This window comes from Methanoregula sp. (assembly GCF_041645475.1).
Lineage (GTDB): Archaea > Halobacteriota > Methanomicrobia > Methanomicrobiales > Methanospirillaceae > Methanoregula.
This window is the reverse complement of sequence record NZ_JBAZQA010000008.1, coordinates 1-21,889: the sequence shown is the minus strand read 5'-3', so window position 1 is coordinate 21,889 and position 21,889 is coordinate 1. Positions and strand designations below refer to the sequence as shown.

The 21,889-nt window shown below is 44.9% G+C and carries 20 protein-coding genes; 9 read left to right on the top strand and 11 right to left on the bottom strand.

Translation table 11 applies throughout. The annotated features are described in order from the left end of the window. Window positions 1-143 precede the first annotated feature (143 nt). The gene (locus WC598_RS08005; RefSeq protein WP_372960960.1) at window positions 144-2,084 is read left to right on the top strand and encodes a helix-hairpin-helix domain-containing protein; all 1,941 of its coding nucleotides are present in this window, start codon (window positions 144-146) and stop codon (window positions 2,082-2,084) included. 843 nt (window positions 2,085-2,927) lie between these two features. Here the strand turns inward: WC598_RS08005 and WC598_RS08000 are convergent. Both WC598_RS08000 and WC598_RS07995 read right to left on the bottom strand, forming a co-directional pair. Then, window positions 2,928-3,077, bottom strand: coding sequence for a hypothetical protein (locus WC598_RS08000; RefSeq protein ID WP_372960959.1), 150 nt, complete (start codon window positions 3,075-3,077; stop codon window positions 2,928-2,930). A gap of 92 nt (window positions 3,078-3,169) precedes the next feature. Next, window positions 3,170-3,961, bottom strand: coding sequence for a hypothetical protein (locus WC598_RS07995; RefSeq protein WP_372960958.1), 792 nt, complete (start codon window positions 3,959-3,961; stop codon window positions 3,170-3,172). 96 nt (window positions 3,962-4,057) lie between these two features. Here WC598_RS07995 and WC598_RS07990 point away from each other — a divergent pair, with 96 nt between their 5' ends. Then, window positions 4,058-4,906 (top strand): viperin family antiviral radical SAM protein, encoded by an 849-nt coding sequence (locus tag WC598_RS07990; RefSeq protein WP_372960957.1) that lies wholly within the window; start codon window positions 4,058-4,060, stop codon window positions 4,904-4,906. Between the two features lie 63 nt (window positions 4,907-4,969). Then, window positions 4,970-7,951, top strand: a complete 2,982-nt coding sequence (locus WC598_RS07985) for a hypothetical protein (protein WP_372960956.1) — start codon at window positions 4,970-4,972, stop codon at window positions 7,949-7,951. A gap of 920 nt (window positions 7,952-8,871) precedes the next feature. Here WC598_RS07985 and WC598_RS07980 read toward each other — a convergent pair. From WC598_RS07980 to WC598_RS07970, 3 genes are all read right to left on the bottom strand, one after another. Continuing rightward, window positions 8,872-9,564 (bottom strand): phosphoribosylanthranilate isomerase, encoded by a 693-nt coding sequence (locus WC598_RS07980; protein ID WP_372960955.1) that lies wholly within the window; start codon window positions 9,562-9,564, stop codon window positions 8,872-8,874. A gap of 953 nt (window positions 9,565-10,517) precedes the next feature. Further along, window positions 10,518-10,652: a hypothetical protein gene (locus tag WC598_RS07975; RefSeq protein WP_372960954.1), complete on the bottom strand. Its 135-nt coding sequence runs from the start codon at window positions 10,650-10,652 to the stop codon at window positions 10,518-10,520. A gap of 3 nt (window positions 10,653-10,655) precedes the next feature. Continuing rightward, complete coding sequence (locus tag WC598_RS07970) at window positions 10,656-10,919, bottom strand: hypothetical protein (protein ID WP_372960953.1); 264 nt, start codon at window positions 10,917-10,919, stop codon at window positions 10,656-10,658. A 152-nt stretch (window positions 10,920-11,071) separates the two neighbouring features. On the opposite strand from WC598_RS07970, the gene WC598_RS07965 reads away from it, so the two are divergent. After that, window positions 11,072-11,827 carry a hypothetical protein gene (locus WC598_RS07965; protein ID WP_372960952.1) on the top strand — a complete coding sequence of 252 codons (756 nt, stop codon included), beginning with the start codon at window positions 11,072-11,074 and terminating at the stop codon, window positions 11,825-11,827. A gap of 71 nt (window positions 11,828-11,898) precedes the next feature. Here the strand turns inward: WC598_RS07965 and WC598_RS07960 are convergent, their stop codons facing one another. After that, entirely contained in the window at window positions 11,899-12,369 is a 471-nt protein-coding gene (locus WC598_RS07960; protein WP_372960951.1) for an ArsR/SmtB family transcription factor, read from the bottom strand. A gap of 186 nt (window positions 12,370-12,555) precedes the next feature. Between WC598_RS07960 and WC598_RS07955 the strand changes: the two genes are divergently transcribed. Together WC598_RS07955 and WC598_RS07950 are read left to right on the top strand one after the other, a co-directional pair. Continuing rightward, entirely contained in the window at window positions 12,556-13,626 is a 1,071-nt protein-coding gene (locus WC598_RS07955; RefSeq protein WP_372960950.1) for a hypothetical protein, read from the top strand. A gap of 252 nt (window positions 13,627-13,878) precedes the next feature. Continuing rightward, the gene (locus WC598_RS07950) at window positions 13,879-14,088 is read left to right on the top strand and encodes a hypothetical protein (protein WP_372960949.1); all 210 of its coding nucleotides are present in this window, start codon (window positions 13,879-13,881) and stop codon (window positions 14,086-14,088) included. Window positions 14,089-14,349: 261 nt separating this feature from the next. Here the strand turns inward: WC598_RS07950 and WC598_RS07945 are convergent, their stop codons facing one another. Continuing rightward, window positions 14,350-15,126: a hypothetical protein gene (locus WC598_RS07945; RefSeq protein WP_372960948.1), complete on the bottom strand. Its 777-nt coding sequence runs from the start codon at window positions 15,124-15,126 to the stop codon at window positions 14,350-14,352. A 630-nt stretch (window positions 15,127-15,756) separates the two neighbouring features. Between WC598_RS07945 and WC598_RS07940 the strand changes: the two genes are divergently transcribed. Further along, entirely contained in the window at window positions 15,757-16,077 is a 321-nt protein-coding gene (locus tag WC598_RS07940) for a DUF333 domain-containing protein (protein WP_372960947.1), read from the top strand. A gap of 590 nt (window positions 16,078-16,667) precedes the next feature. Here WC598_RS07940 and WC598_RS07935 read toward each other — a convergent pair. The 3 genes from WC598_RS07935 to WC598_RS07925 all read right to left on the bottom strand — a co-directional run bounded on the left by WC598_RS07935 (window position 16,668) and on the right by WC598_RS07925 (window position 18,971). Continuing rightward, complete coding sequence (locus WC598_RS07935) at window positions 16,668-17,723, bottom strand: hypothetical protein (RefSeq protein ID WP_372960946.1); 1,056 nt, start codon at window positions 17,721-17,723, stop codon at window positions 16,668-16,670. A 78-nt stretch (window positions 17,724-17,801) separates the two neighbouring features. Then, entirely contained in the window at window positions 17,802-17,987 is a 186-nt protein-coding gene (locus WC598_RS07930) for a hypothetical protein (protein WP_372960945.1), read from the bottom strand. Between the two features lie 27 nt (window positions 17,988-18,014). Then, window positions 18,015-18,971, bottom strand: a complete 957-nt coding sequence (locus WC598_RS07925) for a hypothetical protein (protein WP_372960944.1) — start codon at window positions 18,969-18,971, stop codon at window positions 18,015-18,017. Between the two features lie 1,652 nt (window positions 18,972-20,623). Here WC598_RS07925 and WC598_RS07920 point away from each other — a divergent pair. Together WC598_RS07920 and WC598_RS07915 are read left to right on the top strand one after the other, a co-directional pair. Continuing rightward, window positions 20,624-20,935, top strand: coding sequence for a nucleotidyltransferase family protein (locus tag WC598_RS07920; RefSeq protein WP_372960943.1), 312 nt, complete (start codon window positions 20,624-20,626; stop codon window positions 20,933-20,935). Then, window positions 20,922-21,278, top strand: a complete 357-nt coding sequence (locus tag WC598_RS07915; protein WP_372960942.1) for a DUF86 domain-containing protein — start codon at window positions 20,922-20,924, stop codon at window positions 21,276-21,278. The genes WC598_RS07920 and WC598_RS07915 overlap by 14 nt, the downstream gene beginning before the upstream one ends. Before the next feature lie 322 nt (window positions 21,279-21,600). Here WC598_RS07915 and WC598_RS07910 read toward each other — a convergent pair. Beyond that, on the bottom strand, window positions 21,601-21,889 hold a 289-nt coding region (locus tag WC598_RS07910), incomplete at its 5' end, for a tetratricopeptide repeat protein (protein WP_372960941.1).

Genomic DNA, 21,889 nt, shown 5'->3' with positions numbered 1-21,889 from the left:
TAGAGTTTAATTGAAATTTAAATTTCAGAAGATATGTTCGTAAAAAAACCTAATCACACACCCATTTCGAAACACTCAATTAAGATACTCACCCGAATGATGATAGTGAACACTATCCTGCGCTCCGCATTTGATGATCCGAAATGACCTACACAAACTCCACCATCTTATCCGACAGCAAAGGCAACCGGATTAATCTCGGGAAGAAAATCGGCAGTGGTGGTGAGGGGGATGTCTTTGAAATCACCTCATCCAGTCAGAATCTTGTTGCAAAAATTTATCATAAGCCAATCGATTCCCAAAAACAGGAAAAACTCAGATTAATGGTCAAGTGCTGTAATGATGAGCTGAAAGCAATTTCTGCCTGGCCAACCGATTTGATATTTTCCGGACACAGAGGTCCGATCTGCGGCTTCACAATGCTGAAAGTTTCTGAATATAAGCCGGTTCATATGGTCTACGGCCCGTCACACCGGAAACAATTATTTCCTGATGCCAACTGGCAGTTTCTGGTAAGAGCCGCAAAGAATCTTGCTTCAGCGTTTTCTGTTATTCACCAGTTTGGTTATGTTGTCGGAGATGTGAATGAAGGAAATATCCTGGTGAATCATCATGCCTGTATCCGGTTGATCGATTGTGACTCTTTTCAGGTGAGAGGACACGATGATAAAAAATTCTTCTGTGAGGTTGGTGTTGCACAGTTCACTCCGCCGGAACTTCAAACCCTGAAGGATTTTAAAATTGAAAGGATACCGAATCATGACAATTTTGGCCTCGCTATCCTCATATTCCAATTATTGTTCATGGGCCGACATCCCTATTCCGGTGTTTTTCATGGAAGCGGTGATATGCCTATTGAGAAGGCTATCATTGAATACCGGTTCGCATTTAGTAAAACGGCCCATCTCAAAAATATCTCCCCTCCTCCCAATTCTGTTGATTTGTCAATAGTCCCGGAAGAATTGGGATCTGCATTCGAGCAGGCATTTACCGAAGTGGGTGTCCAGCGTCCTTACCGCCCCAGTGCAAAAAAATGGTGGGAATTACTCAATGACCTTGAAAACCGGCTGAAACAATGTCATCTGGAGCCAATGCATGTTTATTATTCAGGTTTATCGTCGTGTCCCTGGTGTAACCTTGAAACTACATCCGGTATTTTATTATTTTTAGAGCTCGAAACAGCGGTCAAATTCGATCTCAAGAGTATCTGGCAAAAGATCGTTTCCATCAAACAGCCGGGTTCCGTTCCGATCATCAGTCCGAAAGCATATAATTTCCAACCGGATCCTCTCTCGGTTCCGCTGCAAAATGCTGTACGGAATACCAAGATCCGGAGAATTGGCGGAGTTCTCATAATTATTTTGGCGCTGGTGCTTAACCTTGGATTAATTATCCCGGCAATTATCCTCGGGGCTATTTTCTTCTTTTATCCGGGCAAAGAACAGGCTGAACGGAAAAGAAGACAGAAATTATTTGAAATCTGTCGGAATAACTGGCGTTCCATCAATATCAGATGGAAATCTGAAGCCGGCGATGCTGAATTTAAAGAACAATTGAACCAACTGATTCTCCTAAAACGAAATTACGAATCGATTGAAAAAGAGTATAATCAGGCCCAGGTTGCGTTACATAATACTGTAAAAGAGAGGCAGTTAAGGAAATATCTTGAAACTTGTTTTATCGATGGGGCCAGTATTCCTCGTGTGGGACCGAATAGAAAAGCCACATTGAGATCCTTTGGTGTTGAAACCGCTGCGGATATCTCGTTTGGAAAAATACGGGGAATTCCGGGGTTCGGCGATGCATTAACTGTTGAATTACTTGGATGGCGTCAGCGCATGGAACGTAATTTCACATTCAATCCCTTAAAAGGGGTTGAAAAGACCGATATTCAATTATTAAAACTAAAATATCAACCCCGTATGCGACCCCTTGAACGCGAACTTCAAACCGGAATTGAGACATTAAATCAGACTCAACAGAAAATTTTTAAAACACGGGGAGATTTACAGTCCACTGTAGAGACGAGTGCAAAAGAATTGGCCCTAGCGTACGCCAATCTCAAACCGTTTAAATTTCTTTGACAAAACCAGAACCATTATTTCTTGAGAATAACCTCATCAAATCGATAGACAAACCCAAATCCCCTCCAAAATAATATCTGGTGCTCCTCTTCCCCGGCACCAAAAACCGTCGGGCCTCCCAAAATATTCCGCACCGACCTCCACAGAAAAATGGTCCCGGGGGGTCCAGCTGGCCTGGGCCTTATGTGATAACGAAGGCAACCGCGAATGCCTCAACCGTTCCATCATTTCTCCGACGGAGAACTCCCCCTCTCCGGCGTAACCCCGATCCCCAAAACCGCCCGCCCTTCCATTTTCCGCAACCTCCCTTCCGTTTTCCGGACGAACGCCCCTCCAAATGGTGCTAAATGCTGTCATGAATCTCCGACGTGAAAATGAGAGAAAATGGGTGAAACAGTGTCGGTTTTCCGGGAAATAGTGTCGGTTGGGTGGTGCCGGGGGGGTTCCTGGTCGAGGGCCACCGTCGGAGAGTGCGGGTCGGGAAAGGGCAGGTCACGTTGGGAGATCTCGACACACATGTCTCCGACGAAGAAACGCCTTCTCTGACGTGGGGTCGATCCCAAAACCGGCTTTCCTTTCATTTTCCGCTAAACCCCCCAAGCCGGTTCAGGAAACTGCCATTGTAATAGTGTTCTCAGCCTGTTTTTTGGGGCATGGTTTGAGCCGGAATATGGCAAACGGGAATCATTTTGAGCGTATACGAAAACTACTATGTCATTTTTTGACGATACTATGTCGTACGGTCAGCTGAAATGGGAGATCAGGGGTCATTTTGACCCCGGATGGGGGGAGATGCAATTTTGGTGGATGCGATTTAGGGATGCAGACCCCCCGGAATATGAGTTAGTCCTCGTCGTCCCCCTCGAACTTGTCGTTGTTGGGGTTCAACTGGTCCGCATGATTGTCCATCGCCGCATCATGTGCGTCGTTGTTCGGATTCATCGAGTTGGACCGGTCATCGTTTGAGCTGTGGCCGTGGCCTCCTTTTCCCATTGGTGTGTCACCTCCTTTGTGGTTGTGAATGAAGATGGGTGTGAGGGTGGATATCTGTCAGATTCGAAATAGTTTCCCAGGTTGTCAAGTATTCATTTTTCCGGCTGCTTTCGTTTTTGCATCTGAAAAAATTTCAGGGCAAACTTTCCATCTTCGGTAATAAAATAAGTTTTTTCTTTTTTGCTTGCGGGATGGTTCGCTTCAGTTATGAGCCCATCCTCAATGAGTTCTGCCAGATTTTTCGTCAGGGTTCCTCTCGAATAGATCCGTTTGGTTGTTTTGTCTCCAGTATCCCTGACGGGCTGATATCGTTTTTTCATTTCCTGAAAAAGATTCCTTCCAGCTATCCCACCATCTTTTTCTTTTTCAATTATTGGCGAAAAAAAACAATCTAAAATTCGTCCAAGATTCTCATTCCGGGAAATATCCCGAGGATGCATTTTTGGAATAAACAACCGCTGGATCGTATCATCTGTGGGTGTGTGATACACTTTTCCCCCAACCCAGATTGACATCAGAAATAATCCATTCGAGAGGGGTTTTGTTCCACCGGAAATATTGAATGAATATTCCGCATCGGGAAATTTATCGTAAATCTGGAGAACTGCATCCCGGACGGATTCGATCGATATGGAGTCCATCCAAACCGTTTCAAAAATAATTTTCATCCGTCTGGATGTTTCTTTCACTTCACGGATTGCATCCTGAATATTAAGTTTGATATTTTTCCTCACTTCGTTATCAGTTTTTGAGATTGTACAGATATCTTTTTCGACGACAACATATATCCGGGAAACGTGCCCCTCCTCTTTGATCGCCAAGTGAACGGTCTTCCCGATATTTGCCCCGGAAGCAATAATGTGAATACGTTCCTTATCGTCCATGATCATCATCTGAAGGTTTTCACTTAAATTTTGTTGCTATCTTGGGAAACGATTGCAAATTTCATTCATATCCATCATCAAAAAAATATCATCAGCATGTCCTCAGCTGGTATCATTAAATCCGTCAACTGGCATCTGCTCTCCACTTGCAACTACCGCTGCAGATTTTGTTTCGCCCGGAATCTTGGAGAAACTCCGGTCTCTTTCGACAAGGGAGTAGAAATTATTCAGAAACTTGTTGATCTGGGTATGGACAAAATTAATTTTGCCGGTGGCGAGCCCCTGCTCCACCCGCGTCTTCTGGATTATTGCAGGGTAGCCAAAGATCAGGGAATGACGGTCTCTATTACAACAAATGGCTCACTTCTCAATGAGGACTTAATCGGAAAAATGAGAGGGGTTATAGACTGGATTGCGCTTTCAATTGATTCAGGCAGCGACGAGATCGAAGCTCAGCTCGGGCGGGGATATGGGTTTCATGTAAGACATTGCATTGGAATAGCTGGTCTGATTCGAAATGCCGGAATACGGCTGAAGATGAATACAACTGTCACGGCCTCAACGTATCGGGAGAATATGATTCCTCTCGTTCAGACAATAAAGCCGGATCGCTGGAAAGTTCTCCAGATGTTGCATATTCACGGAGAAAACGATGATGCAGTTGAGGATTTGGCAATAACTTCTGACCAATTCAATCAATTTGTTGGGAATCATCTTCATATGCATCTGGATTGGGGAGAATCACCGGTATTCGAATCAAGTGATGAAATCGAGAATTCATATTTCATGATCACACCTTCGGGTAATGTGAAAATTGATACAGGGAATATAATCACAAAATTTTCTCTGGATGACGTTATCTCTCTCGGTGTGGAACACGTTGTGAGTCCGGTAAAATATCAAAACCGGGGCGGTATATACGAGTGGGCGAAACTATATCCATGAAATTCTTCTCTAAAATCCTGTTGGAAGATATCCGATATCAAATTTCAAATAAGAGGTGAAATTTTGGAAAATTTTTGGAAATCACATGCTTATTGTTTTTTAACTGCATATTTACTCGAATCAAGAAAAAAGTTTATTGAAGAAAAAGGGGGATTATCCGAAGAAAAAATTGAAAGTTTTTTGAAACATGGGGGACTTCTCAATCAATTTATTTTAAGATCTCAACGTGATCCTGGTTTTTATTCATATCTATGTCAAAAGATTTCACAGGATAAAAAAACAATCTGGCTTACAAAAAAGTGTGTGCAACAGTTGTATTATTCAATGAATGATGATATAAACAAAAATCTTTTTCAAATATGCCCAGATTTACCCCCACGAAAAAATATTGAAAATGCAGGAAATAACCCAAGATCAGGATTTCCGGTTTTAAATTATAAAAAAATATCTCCTGATTTACAACAACAAATGCATTTTTTACATAAGCGTTATGATCACGCCATAATAAACGAAGATCGAGTGGAAATACAGACAATAAAATCGATCGTTGAAGAGATTAGGACCAAGAATTGTTCATTTTGGACCGTATTTGACGACGAAGAATTTTATTTTGAAACTTCTTCATCAAATCGACGGAAATTTTTTTCATTGCGTTATTTATTTGCGAATTTATTGAGATACGATTACTTTAAATTCACTCCCCATCCAGATGACGGGTTTTCACTTGGATTTATCGATTTTACGTTTCTCACTCAAACGATAATTCCAATGATGGAGGAATTGGGATTTGATAATGATCTTAAAAAAGCAAATGTTGATAGTGCGTACCTTGCGGAAGATATCAAAAAAATCGCCTTTATTATTTGGTTTAAAGATCTAAATGAAGAAAAAAAATTAGGTATTCTGAATGATATTTATCCCCTGAAAATAAATCCGGCAGTTATTGAGAGTAACACAGATCTTTTTGAAATTGAAAATTTTTTTTCCGATATTAAGAAACTCATTAAAGATGGTTACTACGATCTCTCATCAAAATACCTTTCACATGTTTTAGAATTATCCCGTAAAAAAGAGGATTATGAAGCGTGTTTTAGATCCCTGATGCTTCTTGGTTCCATTGAAGATAAAAAAAATGAATGGGCTCGTTCCCGGGATTTTTATTTTGATGCATATGAAATTCTTGAGAAGGCTAATCGTGTCCGTGTAGATGATGCAGAACTTTTCGATAAAGGGTATTGTTATATCAGAATATGCACTGCTACTTCTTTGCTAGGGGATAAAGAGACCTCCGAAAAGTTCTATTTAAAATTTTTTCAAAATATGCAGGATACAAGTTTATTGGACCGTGTGCTTTTGAATAAAGAATTAATAAAGCACTTCCATTTTACAAAACAATATGAAAAAGAATACCAGTTAATTAAACAGTGGTCAGATTTCTTCTTAAAAGTTGATCACAACGAATTTCAAAAATTTGAAGGGCAAAGAAAATATTTAGACCAATTTAGAAACCCAAAGAAAATTGGGACATTTAAATCAGAAGAAATAGTTGCTCGGGAAAAATCCCAAGAATATGAATTATGTTTCATCATGGGTATGAAATTTCTTTTAATATTTCAATACGATCTTGCCGAATATTGGTTAAACCGGGGTTATGAAATACAACCAAACAATGAGGTTCTCAGAAGACTCGCACATATTGCATTCTATCGAAATAACTTCCCTCGCGTGAAAGAACTTTGCGAACAGATCTTATTATCCGATTCAGAAGATGCATTTGCATTTAAGACCCTGGCTGTAGTAAATTATTATTCCGGTGATTTCAAAACATCTACAGAGAATTTCGGTCGTGCGATTAATTGTGCGAGTACCAATGTCATCACCTATCCGTTTTACGATCTCCTGCTGGAATATAATCAACACGACAAAAAAGAGAATCCATATGTTGCAATTCAATCGATTGTTCGCGTTTTCGTCAAAGAAGTTCTCATTGCGAAAAACAATACTCAATTATTGGAAATTCTTTCTGATATCTCTCAAGACACAACTATCAAAATTGAGCCCTTGGTATATTGGGCCCTGCTCGGTGAAGATTTTTCAGATTTAGGTTTCCTCGAAGAAGGATTAGTTTGTTATAAAAAAGCGCTAGAAGGATCTCAATTTGACGATTTCTCCGCAAGGGTCTGCAACAAAATTGGACATAATCTTCTTAATCAGGATTTAATTGAAGAAGGGATCCGGTATTTCCAAAAATCGACGGAATTCGAACCGTCCGCTTTTTTCTATTTTGCAGACCTTGCAGATGCTCAGGCAAACAATCTTGAATATCGATCGGCAGTTACCAATTTGGACAGAGCAATTTCTCTTTGCAATCCTGAAACTGAAACTGATATTATCTCCAACTTGAGAAGAAGCAAAACACAATATCAGGAATTAGCAGTAACCACGATTGATTTCTCGAAGATCAAAAAGGATCCGGATGTATTCAAGACATTATTTTCGGCCGAACAATTAGTATTAAAGCAATTCAAAAAAATTGAAAAACCGGAACAATTTGATTTTTCGGTTGCAATCATTCCCTATGCAAAAGCAATCGAAATTTTACTTGACACACACATCACCGAACCATTCAAATTGAAAATCAAATCACGAAAATATATTTTTAACCGTTGTGGCGGAATAAAGGATGGTTACTGGGATGGTGGAAATTTACGGAAATTGTATATCAGTCCTTTACCGTATCCACTTAAAAGCGTTTTAAGTTCAAGAGCAAAAAAAAATAAAACGATGGCATTAGGTAGTTGGCTGAATTTAAAAACTGAAATTTATGACGCTGCTTCTAATCCAATCGTTAAGGATTTTATTCAGATTGTCGAAAATAAAATTGATAAATCCGACTTTGAGAAAATGGGCTATGCTTGTAATATAATTGCAGAGTACCGAAATGAAATAGCACATGGCAAAGTTAAGACCTGGGAGGAGGTAATTCAAATCCGTAAGGAAATTGTTGAAAAGATAAATTTCATTATTGCGTTATTTGTGAAATAAATTTCCTTTTTTTTGCTATCCATCTCGGAGCTGGTATGCTATTAAATCCGTCTAGTACTATGCATAAGCCCAGCACCGTCTCATCACACCAGCCCCGGTATCACAAAACTCACAAAAGCAAGCCCCCGATCCCCGTCCGGCCTCCACCAACCACTCTGACAAAAACCAAATCGATCAACTGATCGTGATCAAAATTTTTCAAGCGACCCGTTTTCAAAATTTTTTCAGCATGATCCACGGGAAATTTTTTACAAACTCACAAACTCTACTCAGCCCTGCCCTGGCATCCACCTCATCGCCATGGAGGTGCCCCAAAACGCACATATTCTCCGACGGAGGACCCCCCCTCTCCGGCGTGAACCCGATCCCCAAAACCGACCGTCCCTCCCTTTTCCGCAACCCCCCTCTGTTTTCCGGACGAACGCCCCTCCAAATGGTGCTAAATGCTGTCATGAATCTCCGACATGAAAATGAGGAAAAATGAGGGAAACAGTGTCGGTTTTCCGGGAAATAGTGTCGGTTGGGTGGTGCCGGGGGGGTTCCTGGTGGAGGGTCTCCGTCGGAGAGTGCGGGTCGGGAAAGGGCAGGTCACTTTGGGAGATCACGACACACATGACTCCGACGGAGAAAACCCTTTTCCGACGTAGGGTCGATCCCAAAACCGGCTTTCCTTTTATTTTCCGCTACACCTGCCTGGTTTCCGGACGATTGGCCCTCCAAATACTGCTAAATACTGTCATAAATCTCTGACGTGGAAATGAGGGAAAATGTGTGAAACAGTGTCGGTTTTCCGCTATTCTCATACATTATTTCAAAAAGTATTTGAAAAGGAATGGATTAAATTCATAGGTTATGTCGGATCATTTTTATCTCTCATTAATGGTTGTCGTGGCTTTTTTAATTCCTAATCACCAAAAAAATTAATCCTTTTTTGATATTGATTCAAACCCCTTTTTCGCCTCAAAAATAAAAGACATGACTAAATTTTTATCTTTTCGACCCCATTTATTCTCGACACCAGTGTGAACATCTACTCCTGCAGGTCTCACTTGAAGAATTGCTTGACGGACATTTTTTGGATTCAATCCTCCGGCAAGAATTACAGGAATTGGTGATATCTCTACTAAATATCGACTGATTTTCCAATCATGTGTTTTCCCCGTCGCACCACAAGCTCCAGAAATTGGATCATATGTGTCAGTGATAAATGCATTTACTATCGGACTAAAGATTTCTATGTCATTTTTTAATGAGTTGACATTGCCCTTGCGAATAATTAAACTTTTAAAAATCTGAATTTCGGGATACATTTGTTTAAGCATGTGCATTTCATCAATCGAAATCTTACCATGTATCTGAACATAAGTAGTTCCTAAATATTTGCATAAATTAAAAATTTCTTCGGCGGTTTCAAGATATGTTATAAGAATTCCTTTATAGGGTTTTTTTAATGATTGAATTATTTCAGCAGCATCAGCATCAGAAATATCTTCTTTATTAATAGGAAGGCGTAAAGGAAAACCTAAATATTCAACACCGCATGCCATTAACAAATTCGCTTCATTTCTATCACTCACTCCAGCTATTTGAATCAAATCTTTTATTTTTTTCATTATTCGTACCTCTGCACTTATAGTTTATAAGTCTCATTTTTGAGGGTTTCAAATTGCTAATAATATATTAAGATATTGTATGTATGATGAGATTAAAAATATAAGCCACCATATGCGCAATCCCATTGCCGGTCTATCATCAACAGATTACTTCCAATCAAATGAAGATTTCACTACGTACAATTCCTCTTCCAGAACCTCCCCGATTTTCCCATACCGACCCCCCAATCCGGCAACGCAACAAGTTCCATTAAACCACTTTTCCGGAACGGAGCCCCATGCGCTCCCGTATTGGGATCCGCGACCCCTGTTTGGCCTAAAATTCCTAAAAGATTCAGTTGGGGGGTCCGGATGAGCGGTTATGACATGAGGGGAATTCTCCAGCGAAGGATATGCCTCGCGACATGCACACGTCATCCGAAGGAGAAACCCGCACCACTTCGGAGACCCCTCCGGAAAACAGGGGTTCTCTGGATGGTAATTGTGCTGCATTTTTACGATAAGTGGATGCTGGATTTGGATAATAGAGGAATCCGGGCCCTTAGTGTAACCGGATTTACCCCGGGAAGGGAGTGGGGGTCGGGAAAGGGCAGGTCACGTTGGGAGATCATGGCTCATCTGTCACCGACGGAGAAAACCCTTCTCCGACGTAGGGTCTATCCCAAAACAGGCTTTCCTTTTATTTTCCGCTACCCCTCTCTGCCGGTTCAGAGATCGGCCATTGTATTAGTGCTGTCAGGCTGCTTTTTGGGGCATGGTTTGAGCCGAAATATGATAATCGGGAAGCATTTTGACGTATCCGGAAACTACGATGTCATTTTTTCACGATACTATGTCGTACGGTCCGCTGAAATGGGTGATCCGGGGTCATTTTGGGCCAGGATTGGGTGATCCGGGTTAAGGTCTCCGGGAGAGGAGTTCTCCAACAGAGACATGGATTGAGGAAAAAAGGTTCACTTCTCTTTCGAATGTTCCCGGTAAAACTCGATCAGCCGGTTGAGAATGGTATCATAGCTCTCTGATTTTTTGCCAAGATCGGCTAACTTGTCCCGCGTTTCCGTCTGGATCTTGATCGTGGTCAGAGACATATCTCATCCTTTTCTTTTTTGATCCGTCTGCCCGACAAGATCTGATAAGAACCTGCGTCCTTCTTCTGATGTGAGATATTGTTTTATTTCATCCGTGAGATTTTTTCCCTGGGAATCAAAGTAAAACCGGAGAGCCGTTGTAATAATATCCGCACGGGTATCAAATTCGCCACTCTCAATAAGTTGATTCATCTTTTTTTCAACATCCGGTGGAATCCGATAACCCGTTGAAGTCCTGGATTTTTCAGTGGATATTTTGCGGCTCATTAGTATAACACTGGTGGTACAACATTATCACCGTAAGTTTCACTACAGCAACTAATATGAGTTACATTAATTATCCCCCAGAAGAATATAGATCAGGCGCGGCAATGTCGGCCGCTACTGAAGCAGAATGGATGTGACACCGGAGCTGACCAATGCCCGAAAACCCCAGGATTAATTTACGAGCGCCCGACCCCGCGACCGATATCCTTCTCTGCCGTGTTCCTCGTCTCCCATATCCTCCTGGCATTTCAAAGGAAGATGACACCTGCCTCTTCGCCCACCCGGTCCACAGCAGCACAACCATATTTTACCTCCGGTACCTGGATGAATTCGCCGGCCAGCCGGTGATCTGCCCGCTCGACCCGGACGATGCAGCTGCATTCATCATCGGGCTGGCAGGATTTGAGCTCACAGGGATCCCGGCACCGGAGCAAAACTGTATCCGGGAATATTTCCCGCGATGGTTCGGGAGGAGAAACGCGTGCGAGGGCGATCCGGCAGAACGCAGCCCGGACACTCCGGTGACGGGAAATGAAACCCGGCCGGATGTTCCTCCCGGATCGTCTCCCCTGACAGGATCCTCTGTTGGCAGGTCGTATCCATCCCCCTCCCCCGATCCCGCAACCGATACCATCCTCTACCGCTCGCTTCGCCATAATCTCAGCGATGGAAAGCGACAGGAATACGGCGTGGATCTGTTCGCTGTGCACGAGGCAGATGGGATACCTGTTCTCTACTTCCGGCACTGGCGCTGGAGTGACACCGGCCCGGGCATCTGCCAGATCACGTCCCGGGAAGATGCGGCCCTGTTCATCCGGGAACAGTTCACAAAGCCGGGCCTCTTCTCCGGGTGGAACCACCGGGGGCTGCACGAATTTTTGCCGGAAGTGTACGGGAAGGAAAGATAGATTGTAGGGCCGGCGGTTTGCATCTCTCATTCCCCCTCGCGTCAATCCTTCTCATGGGATGCGACCCTGCATTATTTCCCGCGCATCACGTAGACGAGGACCAGGACCTGGAGGACCACCGCTGTGACCGCAACAACAATCATTGGAAAAAACGGATCGTCCAGACCTGGAAATATCCGGATATTCAGCCTTGGAACCGCAAAAAACGTAACGACCGCGACAAACCCTGTGATAAAAGTCAAACCTGCTGACAGGATAATTGAGAGTTTCATCTTTTTATCGGGATTGAACAGGGCCTCCCCGAACGGAGTAAGATGGAAATACACCCATTTGTGGCCGTCTTCACGCGATTCCACCAGCCCTGACTCCTTAAGCAGTTCGAGATGGTGGTGGATGGTCGGTGGTTTTAACGACAGCTCCTTGGACAATTCTGCGTTTGTCTTCTGGCGGGCACGAAGGGAGGAGAGAATAAGGATCCGTGTATCAGAGGACAAACTGTCGATGGTGGTTTTATCGAGCGTATACTCTGCCGGATCTTCCATGATGAAAGAGTAATGGGAAAAAATATTATATCAATTCTCTTGATGTCGCCCGAATCAGGAAAAATGCAAACCCGGTTTGCAGGATTGTTAGATGAAAATCTTCCATTTTCCCATGCGTAATCATCAGGTCGTTTCAAATTACCCATGAAGATCGCAGGTCTTTGAGAACATGGAAGTGTGAAAACAATGAAAAACTGGATAATCTTTTCCGGGCTCCTCTGCCTGCTTCTCCTTATTGGAAACGTATCAGCGGAAACGTTGAGCGTATCGGGCGTTGTTGTCGATGACAAAACCTACACGTCGCTTGCGCCGTGCTATACAAGCAACCTCATCAAATCGTATGGTCCTGTCCCGGTCTACGATAAGGATAACCGGGTGATCTCACGCGGAATAATGTCAGACTTCAGGGGTTTTGTCGAACGCGATGCGCTGTATCAAAAACTGCATAACCTCTATGAAGCAACGAAAGTACCGGTGAACAAACAGTACGCATACCCGAATGGGCCGGTACTTTCCTACGGCTACAATGCCCTGGGATCTGTTGCCGTAGGGATTTATGATAAAGGGACCATCGATGAAAAGACCATGGATGCAATGTATTCGGTCATCGCGGCCGAAGCAAAAAAGCAGGGGATCGATGACGTCCCGGTAATCTTCTATAAGGAGCCCACAGCGCGCCTTGACCTGGGCAGGGCTGATACGTGGAGACCTGTCATAGGTGGCGTGCAGGTAGGTAGTTCAATTGGGGCTTTGACCTCGGGTTTTGCTGCGACACGGGGCGGGGAGAATGGTTTCATAACCGCAGGGCATATCGGCAGCGTTGGCAGCACGGTCTACCAGCCGGATCTCTCTGCTCCTATTGGGAGTGTTACGGTTTCATCGGGAGGTACGTCTTCGGATTCAGCCTGGATCCAGTACAACAACGTGGCAGGACAGATCTTCGAAAGTTCTGGCAGCCAGCCTTCGATATACGGGACCTCCAGCCCCTCTGTTGGCCTGGGAGTCACGATGTCCGGCATCACATCCGGTATAAGTACCGGCACGATTATTCAGGAAACCTCACTCTATAACCGTTTCTTTAGTAAAACAATTGACAACCAGTGGTACGCAGATTTCTCTTCTGCAAGTGGTGACAGTGGTTCCCCCGTCTACTTCAAGGATTCAAATGGGAATATTCAGTTGGTCGGGTTATATTGGGGACAGGGTAGTTATTCAACGTTCTCTCCTATCTCCAATGTCCTGAGCGACCTGAGTTAGTTTCATCCATTTTTTTTTAATTTTCAGGAAATTAATGTGAACTGTTTCACTCTGGCATATCCAGCGCAGCTCATTCATGTTGATTGCGGGAAATCAGGATCAGAAATGTGGCCCCGTGGGTCCAGCGGGCCTGTGCCTTATACAATAGCAAATGCCTCAACAGTTTCATCATTTACCCGGGTGGACTTCACGATTCCCTAGGACTCCGCAAATATCCACGGCATCACGACCGGGCGGGCGAACGCAGAAGGCGTGTCGCTCCATAAGGTGCTCCCGCAGTTCAACGCCGATGTGGAGCGATCAGCGCCGGTCATTGCCCACAATCTTGACTTCGATCTGCCTTCGGCCACTACGGGATTTTTGCGGTGCGGGCTTGAGACGAATCTCCTCCCGGAAACAAATGTTCTGTACCATGAAAGCACCGCAGGACCGGGAATTTTTTCATCGCGATCACGATCCTGATCAGAAATATGATCCGGATCACTTAAACCTTGAATTTTATTTTTCATTCAAACCCTGATGAAAAATGTTTCAGCAGACCCTGGTGAAAAAATTTCAACCGCACCCTGATTGAAAAACCGTGCCTGCGTTCGTGCATCAGTCGTGAACGATTCGTGTGCGTTAGTGTACCGGTACTTACCTTTTCATCATCAAACCGTGATGAAAAATTTTTCACCAGACTTTAAAATTGGATAAGAATGAGGTGAAAACCGATATCCCGCATCATTTTCTATGGATGTACCCTGCCACTCCGGCATATATCCCAAACGAAGCAATCGCAATTGTCACCGGGAGCGGCGCAGGCTGCGCTGTCGTTGGATACGAATAAACACCGGATTGATTCTCGTTTTTCATCTGCTGCGATATGAGCCATTCGATATCTTCCGGCGTTAACTGGGAAAATGTTTTGCTTTCACCGGATTGTACGACTACAATGCTGTCTTCACCGGTATTGAATCCCTGAATATGACCCGGTCTGGACGAATAGACCATACAAATGTTCTCGTCAGATTGCTTGGAACCGAGATCGTTTATATAATAATGGGAATCAGTTACAGAATCATGAATTACCCCGTGAACTCCGGTATAGTCGATAGTAAGTTGAACAATGCAATTTTTTACCACGCTGCCCGAACTGTTTTCGAGTCGTCCTACAAATGAGTTGCCCCTGTTCAAATCCGGGGTATAGGGAATAATTACATAGGGAATACCATCGAGATGGATGGGAATTTTCTCTCTGGACATCAGTCGTTGTTTTAATTTTTTTGCGTCAATGCTGATGACATCGTACTCGGTTACCCCGGCAACCTGCGGATAACTATTTTTATCACCATTTCTGATATCAGAGATGTTGTCGAAAATGAGAATCGGTGGTTCACGAATATCAGGATGTTGTGAGGTGATCATGGTTTGTTCGCCGGTCGCTGCATTCGTTGCCGGCACCAGACAAGCTATTAACAGCAAAAAAAACAGAATAACGCTATGATTTCCGAACTTCATCTCCACTCACACCTTTAATGGTACATTCAATCAATATTCTTCGTCTTTTTTCAGCTATTGAAATAACTGGGGATCCTTTTCAGTGGTTTCGAGGTATTGTAAAATACCCATACATTCAAAGTGATTCATAATTTGTTTTTATTTCCTGATAAAAAATGATGAGTGGGTTATCGATAGCCGGCAACCGTATCCTTTGTTTCGCTTAATCTTCTCGCGTTATCATGAAGGGCATCTCCGTGATAGTTTGGTGATGAGAAATAATTCGGATCCGCTAGGGCACCCCGCCACATCACTGAGTACTTCACATTACCACTCTCGGTCCAACTTATTGCACGGTTGTAGTTTTCCAGTTGGATTGCTTCGTCGAGTAAACCCGCTCGTACTGTAAAACCAGATTATCTCCCTCTTCCCTCACAACAAGTAAGAAGACATCGCCCGGATAAATCTGCGATTCCAGCTTGCGGATCTTTTTATTGTCTCCTTTGCGTTTTTAGCGCTCATCATAGTAAGAAGACATCGTACCATAGATCTTTTAGTTGTCGGTACAATGTGTTCTGGATCACGATTTTAACCGATCAAAAAATTCTTAAAACCATCTTTTTATCCTGTTAGGGAAAAACAATACCGGTCATGACATCAAAATACACACTCCTGATCATTATGGGCGTCTGCCTTGTTGCCGCTCTTCTTGTTGCCGGTTGCACCCAGCTGACGGCACCCTTACAGACACCTGCAGGCACTCAAACCAATGATACAAAGATTGATAGACTCAACTCAGCCGCGGTCTATTGCGGGCAGATTGGTGGCACCCCCAATACGGTGAAAAACGTTGATGGCAGCGAATATGGTATGTGTGCTTTCCCAAATAATACTGAGTGCGAGGAATGGGCACTCTTCCGTGGCGAAGGATGCAAACTGAATGTGACACTAACCGCTACCCCGATAAAATAACTTTTTGCTCAGTAAAAAACCACAATGAGAAAAAATTGTCGGGACGTGTAAATGGTAAAGACAATCATTTACTCGGGCGGATTTCACGATTCCCCGAAACTCCGCAAATATTCACGGCATCACAACCGAGCGGGCGAAAGCAGAGGGCGTGTCGCTCTACAACATGCTCCCGCAGTTCAACGCCGATATCGAGCGATCAGCGCCGGTCATTGCCCACAATCTTGACTTCGATCTGTCTTCGGCCACAATGGGATTTTTGCGGTGCGGGCTTGACACCCGTCTCCTCCCGGAAATAAACCTTCTGCACCATGAAAGCACCGGAGATAATCTCCGGGTGCAAATTCCCTTCGAAGTCCGGCCGGGGCTACAAATGGCCCATTCTTACCGAGTTGCACCTGCAGCTGTTCGAAGAAGAATTTACGGACAGCCACAATGCCGGTGCCGACGTGGAAGCCTGTGCCTGGTGTTATTTCGAGCTGAGGAAGTGGGGTAATATCGCTCAGGGTGGCCGGATCCCTCTCATGCACCGCATCCTTGGGCAGAACGTAGACTGGAAAATCCACTTAAAACGTGACCTGGGGACGCGGCCCTCATCCGGCAAGAAAAGAGCCCGTTGCATTGAACCAGCCCTCCGCATTCCCGAAGATCGTGGCAGTGATGCGTTCCTGGAATGCGTCCCGGTTCAGGGACTGCGATGATGAGATAATACGCGTCCTGTCAAAGGATACGGTGATAATTGTCTGCGAAGCAGGATCTGTCTCGAATGTTGCATACACACCGGATTCATAGTGCGAACAATCCGAAGGTCTTTTTCCGGATAATATCCCCTGGAATTGTGTATTGCTGCAGGAATCTGGCAGCAACGTCCATTCTGGCGATAAAACCGGTTGGTTATCCGGAGGGGATGAAGGATCGCGTGGTCCCTCGACCATGAAACTTTGGTACAACCGCAGCGGCTCCTGCGGGAGTCCGTCACCGGGCTTTTCAATGGAGTCAGCAGTAATTTTTAACATGGTTCCGTTTTCTGTTTCCACCAGGGATTGAGAATAGTTCGTGAAATACGAAAGCGAGTTCCCAATGAGATCTTTGCTCATGTTTTTCCGGAAATTCCCGGATGGGAGTGGCATCATGAGCGTGACATTATGTACCGGGGTATCAGGATAGATTTCAATCTGGTAGAGGCAGGTATTGTACTCTTTCTGGTAACTGATGAAACCAATTGACGTAATAAGCAAAAAACATAGAAGAACACCGGCAGACACCAGCAACCCGGCCCACGGTTTTCCCATAAAAATCGTGTCGACGCTCTTCACGTTTGGTTCGGCAGGTTTTCCGGATTTGATCAGGAGCGTTGTGCAAAATAACGTCACGGACAGCAACAGAACGAGCCAATAAATTGCCGGGGGAACCTTGTTATTATAATAGAGGACGGTAAGGTAACCATTAATAAAAAAGAGCATCCCGTATACAAGCGCGATGATCGCATGCCCTTTTATTTTGTAATAAAGAAAGACCATCACAATGACCGTGATGAAGATGAGTCCCATGGCATACAACACGGCGGGAGCTCCGGCGATCTTATATCCAAGGAAAAATGCTTCAGGATTGATAAACAGGATGACGAATACCGACAGGATGTTGATCAATAATAAACCAATGAGAGAATACCGGGATAAATCCTTTATGAATTCCAATCTGTTACGGTTTTCCGGCTGCAAGATACTTCACTCCATATAAGTTTCATAAGTATATACGCCTTTAATTTTCACATCGCCAGATTCAGGTTTCCCCGAATGGTGCCCTGTTGTGTCTGTCCTTGTATCATCCCAGTCCGGTACAGGTGCTTCCCGTACCGGAATAGATCCATGAAACATTTTGTCTTTGGCGGGAAAAAATACTGAAATTTCCATGAAATCATCTCTGTTGGATAAAAATAATTATTGGGGGTAATATGGGATCGACATCTTGAGCATGGACATTGTCGGATTCGAGTCCGAAGTATCGATATCATGGTTCCAGATATTGGAAACATAAATCCACGGATGATATTCCCTGGTAATACTGCCATGGTTTCCAGCTGGGTACCCATAGGTACGAGTGCTGCTCCAGCTCAGGGAATATTGGATATTGGAAGCATCCCACACGGTGAATTGAGCAGAATCCTCATAGGTCCCGATTTCTAAATACCTGTAGTAATCGTACGTTACATCCAGTGTCGGGTTTGGGTGGTCTTCATCATAATAATAGAGACGGTATGTATACGGGTAGGAATTCCCCCAGGTCAATACCTTATACAGCGTATTACCTCCAGCGACATTGTACGGTAACCCAGCATCATCAAAACCATATCCCCCATAAACATCGGGATACGTCTGGTACAGATTCATAAGAGGAGCAGATACTATGGAATCCGTTTCGGGCTTGTTGATCTCATCCGTCATGGTAACGACACCGAGAACTTTTGGCGTGATGACTTTTGCGTCTTCTAATTTAAGACCGCGTTTTTCCAGTTCCATGTCATTGGATACTTTTTTGAAATGCTCGGTGACAATGATCTCTTTCAGGATGGTTCTGTTCGTTTCATCAAGATGAACCCCAGTCAGCGTATCCAGACGAGCGACAATTTCATCAAGGTTCTTTTCGTATTTTTTGAGAACTTCCTTTGTAGGTTCTGAAAATCTATCTGTTCCAGCCTGACTGGAATAGAGAATTTTTTCGTCAACCATTTTATTGATATCTGCATCAATCGGTTTAAAAAGGTCCCGAACTTTTTCTTCACTGGTAAGACGAGCCGGATCTTTTTCCTCCGCACTCACCATCGGTACTATCGCCATCGCTGCCAGCAATAGTGCCAGCAGTACAACGCTCCATTTGAAAAGATTCATTTGTTTCATACCTCCATTTTTTCGATACGCTACGCTCGCAAGGCACAGAGAAAACCTTCATACGATCAGAAGATACTCTTCTCATGCCTACGGGCGGGACCGGGTTCAACACAAAGTTCGTCGCTTGGTGAACCCGTCCTCTTCTTTTGGGACAAACCCCGGTTATTCCCACTGAACGATTTCTAATACTCATATATACGATCTCTGTGCCGGGATCCGAACGATCGGGTTTCTTTCTGGAAATATGCGGAGATGATCCGGCTGAAAAAACATTACCCGGAAACGAATCTCATCCGGCGAATATGAATTTCCATGAGTAATCCTGGTCTTGCGCGTTTTTGTTGCTGCGCTTGCGCTATTTACTCGCGACATTGATCCAATATCATCCATAGTTGCGTACCATTCTGGGTGTGGATAATCCCCATCCGGTGATTCCCTCACACCCTCCCTGCACCCGTCATACTCTTCGTTGAACTGCTCCCCTGCATAAATCCCGATTGTCCCTGATGCCCGCTCCGACAATACCGCCCTCCCCCAGAGAGTGTGCCCTGGAAACCCTGTTCTCTCTGACGGAGAAAATCCCGTCTCCGATGTAGGGCCGATCCCAAAACCGGCCTTCCTTCCATTTTCCGCAACCACCCCCTGTTTTCCGGGCGAACGCCCCACCAAATGGTGCTAAATGCTGCCATGAATCTCCGACGTGAAAATGAGGAAAAATGAGGGAAACTGTGTCGGTTTTCCGGGAAATAGTGTCGGTTGGGTGGTGCATCGGGGGATCCTGGTGGGGTGTCTCCGTCGGAGAGTGCGGGTCGGGAAAGGGCAGGTCACGTTGGGAGATCTTGGCACACATGTCTCCGACAGAGAAAACCCTTCTCCGACGTAGGATCGATCCCAAAACAGGCCTTCCTTTCATTTTCCGCTACCCCACTCTGGTTTCCGGATAAACGGCCGCTGTAATATGGCTACATATGACCTCTTATTCTCCGACGTGAAACTGGCCGGAAATGGGTGAAACTCTCCCTCTTTTTAGAGTAATATGACCTCTGGATCTGGGAAGGTGGGCAATCGGGGGTCGTAGAGGGCCCGGATCGGGGGTAGTGAATATACTCCTGTTAATTCCCTCACGATGGCATTTCAGGATCCCTCCCCATTCCCCCATGCCAAAATACGCCCTTATCGGGCTCCGATTCCGTTTTTTTAATTCCGGCCGATCCCGGTAAACCCCGTAAATCGCTCTTTTTCGGTTCCTGTGGAAAATAAGCCCTATAATCGCTCCGTTTGTTGAAAATCGGCTGGAATCGACCTCGTAGAATGGCCCGTAATGGTGTTCCCGTCGGCCCGGTTTTTGCCCCATATTTCCCCCAACCGGCACCCGGAAATGCCAGTAGAACGCGGATATGGTGGGCATATATTTTGACCGGAATAGCAAAAATCGGAGAAATCGCCTGGAATGAGCCGACACCCCGGGGGTGATCCCGAGAATACGGGCTCCCCGGTGCTCCTCCTGAAAAAGACCGGCCCCACCACCCGGATCCTTATGGCACAAACATGGAAGAATTACTTCCTCCGATCAAGGAATCCATCGGGGCATCGCAAGCACTATCTGTGAGAACGATCACCACATTACTAAGAACAATACCATCCGGAGGCCGGATCCTCTCATGCACAGCATCATCAAGCAGAACATGAACGAGATTATCAGGATAAGTGCTCACCACCGGGTCCGCCGTCTCGCCGTATTCGGTTCCGTAACGGATGACCGGTTCGACGCGGACAGAAGCGATCTCGATCTGCTCGTTGAATTTGAAGAGATGCAGCCTGCCGAGCACGCAGACCAGTTCTTCGGGCTTGCTGAAGATCTCGAACGCTTGTTCAGCCGTCCGGTTGATCTTATCGAACCGGGGGCTGTTCGCAATCCGTATTTCCGCAAGTCCCTGGAAGAAACGCAGGTTGAAATTTATGCTGCCGCATGAGACCCGTAAATATTTTTTTGATATCGCGGCATCCTGCGATCTTATTGCGCAGTTTACTGCCGGTAAAACGTTGACAGATTACCAGAACGATCCGCTCCTTCGATCGGGTGTTGAGCGCCAGTTTGAAATAATCGGTGAGGCCCTCAGCCAGGCAATCCGGCACGATCCCACTGTTGCAGAATTGATCAGCAACACCTCACGAATAATCTCATTCCGTAACCGGCTCATTCACGGGTATGCCTCGGTTGCAGACAATGTTGTATGGGGTGTTCTTGAAACCAATTTACCTGTGCTCACCCGCGAAGTAAACGCCCTTTTGGAAAAAAAGCGACCTGATTCATAACCCGGTTCCCCCGGACATCTCACATCTCCAATGCATCACGACCGGGCTGCATCCCCTGACCGTCCATGAGGTCACATTCACTGTTGCATGCGAATTTATCAGGTATGAGCAGGCAGTTGGCCTTCTCAGATATCGCACTGCGACCCGTATTTTATCTCGCTATTCCGGGTTGGGCTGGCTTTCTGTTCCGGCCCAAAGAGGGGTTTTTGGGATATGAAATTCCCCGGTGTTTTCTGAACAGTTCAACAATCGGGCCGGTTCCGAAAAATAGTCCGATCTCCGGGATCATCCGGAGCCGGTGGTATGGATCGTGGCAAAAAAATCAGGATTTGAGTTTTGATTGCGCTCTGTCTCGTTCCTTTTTGGCATCGTCATTCGTTGGATCGATTTTCAATGCCTGGTCACAGGCTGCGATGGCCTCGGAATACTTTCCCTGATTGTTGAGGACACTTCCCTTCGTGGCCCATGCATTGGCATTGTCCGTGTCAATTTTCAATGCCTGGTCACAGGCTGCGATGGCCTCGGAATACTTTCCCTGATCGTTGAGGATACTTCCCTTCGTGGCCCATGCTTCGGCAGAGTCCGGGTCAATTTTCAATGCCAGGTCTGAT

What these genes read in the sequence shown, in the direction of transcription:
- WC598_RS08005 (WP_372960960.1), top strand. Translation starts at nt 144, where the DNA reads ATGACCTACACAAACTCCACCATCTTATCCGACAGCAAAGGCAACCGG.
- WC598_RS08000 (WP_372960959.1), bottom strand. Translation starts at nt 3,077, where the DNA reads ATGGGAAAAGGAGGCCACGGCCACAGCTCAAACGATGACCGGTCCAAC.
- WC598_RS07995 (WP_372960958.1), bottom strand. Translation starts at nt 3,961, where the DNA reads ATGGACGATAAGGAACGTATTCACATTATTGCTTCCGGGGCAAATATC.
- WC598_RS07990 (WP_372960957.1), top strand. Translation starts at nt 4,058, where the DNA reads ATGTCCTCAGCTGGTATCATTAAATCCGTCAACTGGCATCTGCTCTCC.
- WC598_RS07980 (WP_372960955.1), bottom strand. Translation starts at nt 9,564, where the DNA reads ATGAAAAAAATAAAAGATTTGATTCAAATAGCTGGAGTGAGTGATAGA.
- WC598_RS07975 (WP_372960954.1), bottom strand. Translation starts at nt 10,652, where the DNA reads ATGTCTCTGACCACGATCAAGATCCAGACGGAAACGCGGGACAAGTTA.
- WC598_RS07970 (WP_372960953.1), bottom strand. Translation starts at nt 10,919, where the DNA reads ATGAGCCGCAAAATATCCACTGAAAAATCCAGGACTTCAACGGGTTAT.
- WC598_RS07965 (WP_372960952.1), top strand. Translation starts at nt 11,072, where the DNA reads ATGCCCGAAAACCCCAGGATTAATTTACGAGCGCCCGACCCCGCGACC.
- WC598_RS07960 (WP_372960951.1), bottom strand. Translation starts at nt 12,369, where the DNA reads ATGGAAGATCCGGCAGAGTATACGCTCGATAAAACCACCATCGACAGT.
- WC598_RS07955 (WP_372960950.1), top strand. Translation starts at nt 12,556, where the DNA reads ATGAAAAACTGGATAATCTTTTCCGGGCTCCTCTGCCTGCTTCTCCTT.
- WC598_RS07945 (WP_372960948.1), bottom strand. Translation starts at nt 15,126, where the DNA reads ATGAAGTTCGGAAATCATAGCGTTATTCTGTTTTTTTTGCTGTTAATA.
- WC598_RS07940 (WP_372960947.1), top strand. Translation starts at nt 15,757, where the DNA reads ATGACATCAAAATACACACTCCTGATCATTATGGGCGTCTGCCTTGTT.
- WC598_RS07930 (WP_372960945.1), bottom strand. Translation starts at nt 17,987, where the DNA reads ATGGAAATTTCAGTATTTTTTCCCGCCAAAGACAAAATGTTTCATGGA.
- WC598_RS07925 (WP_372960944.1), bottom strand. Translation starts at nt 18,971, where the DNA reads ATGAAACAAATGAATCTTTTCAAATGGAGCGTTGTACTGCTGGCACTA.
- WC598_RS07920 (WP_372960943.1), top strand. Translation starts at nt 20,624, where the DNA reads ATGCACAGCATCATCAAGCAGAACATGAACGAGATTATCAGGATAAGT.
- WC598_RS07915 (WP_372960942.1), top strand. Translation starts at nt 20,922, where the DNA reads ATGCTGCCGCATGAGACCCGTAAATATTTTTTTGATATCGCGGCATCC.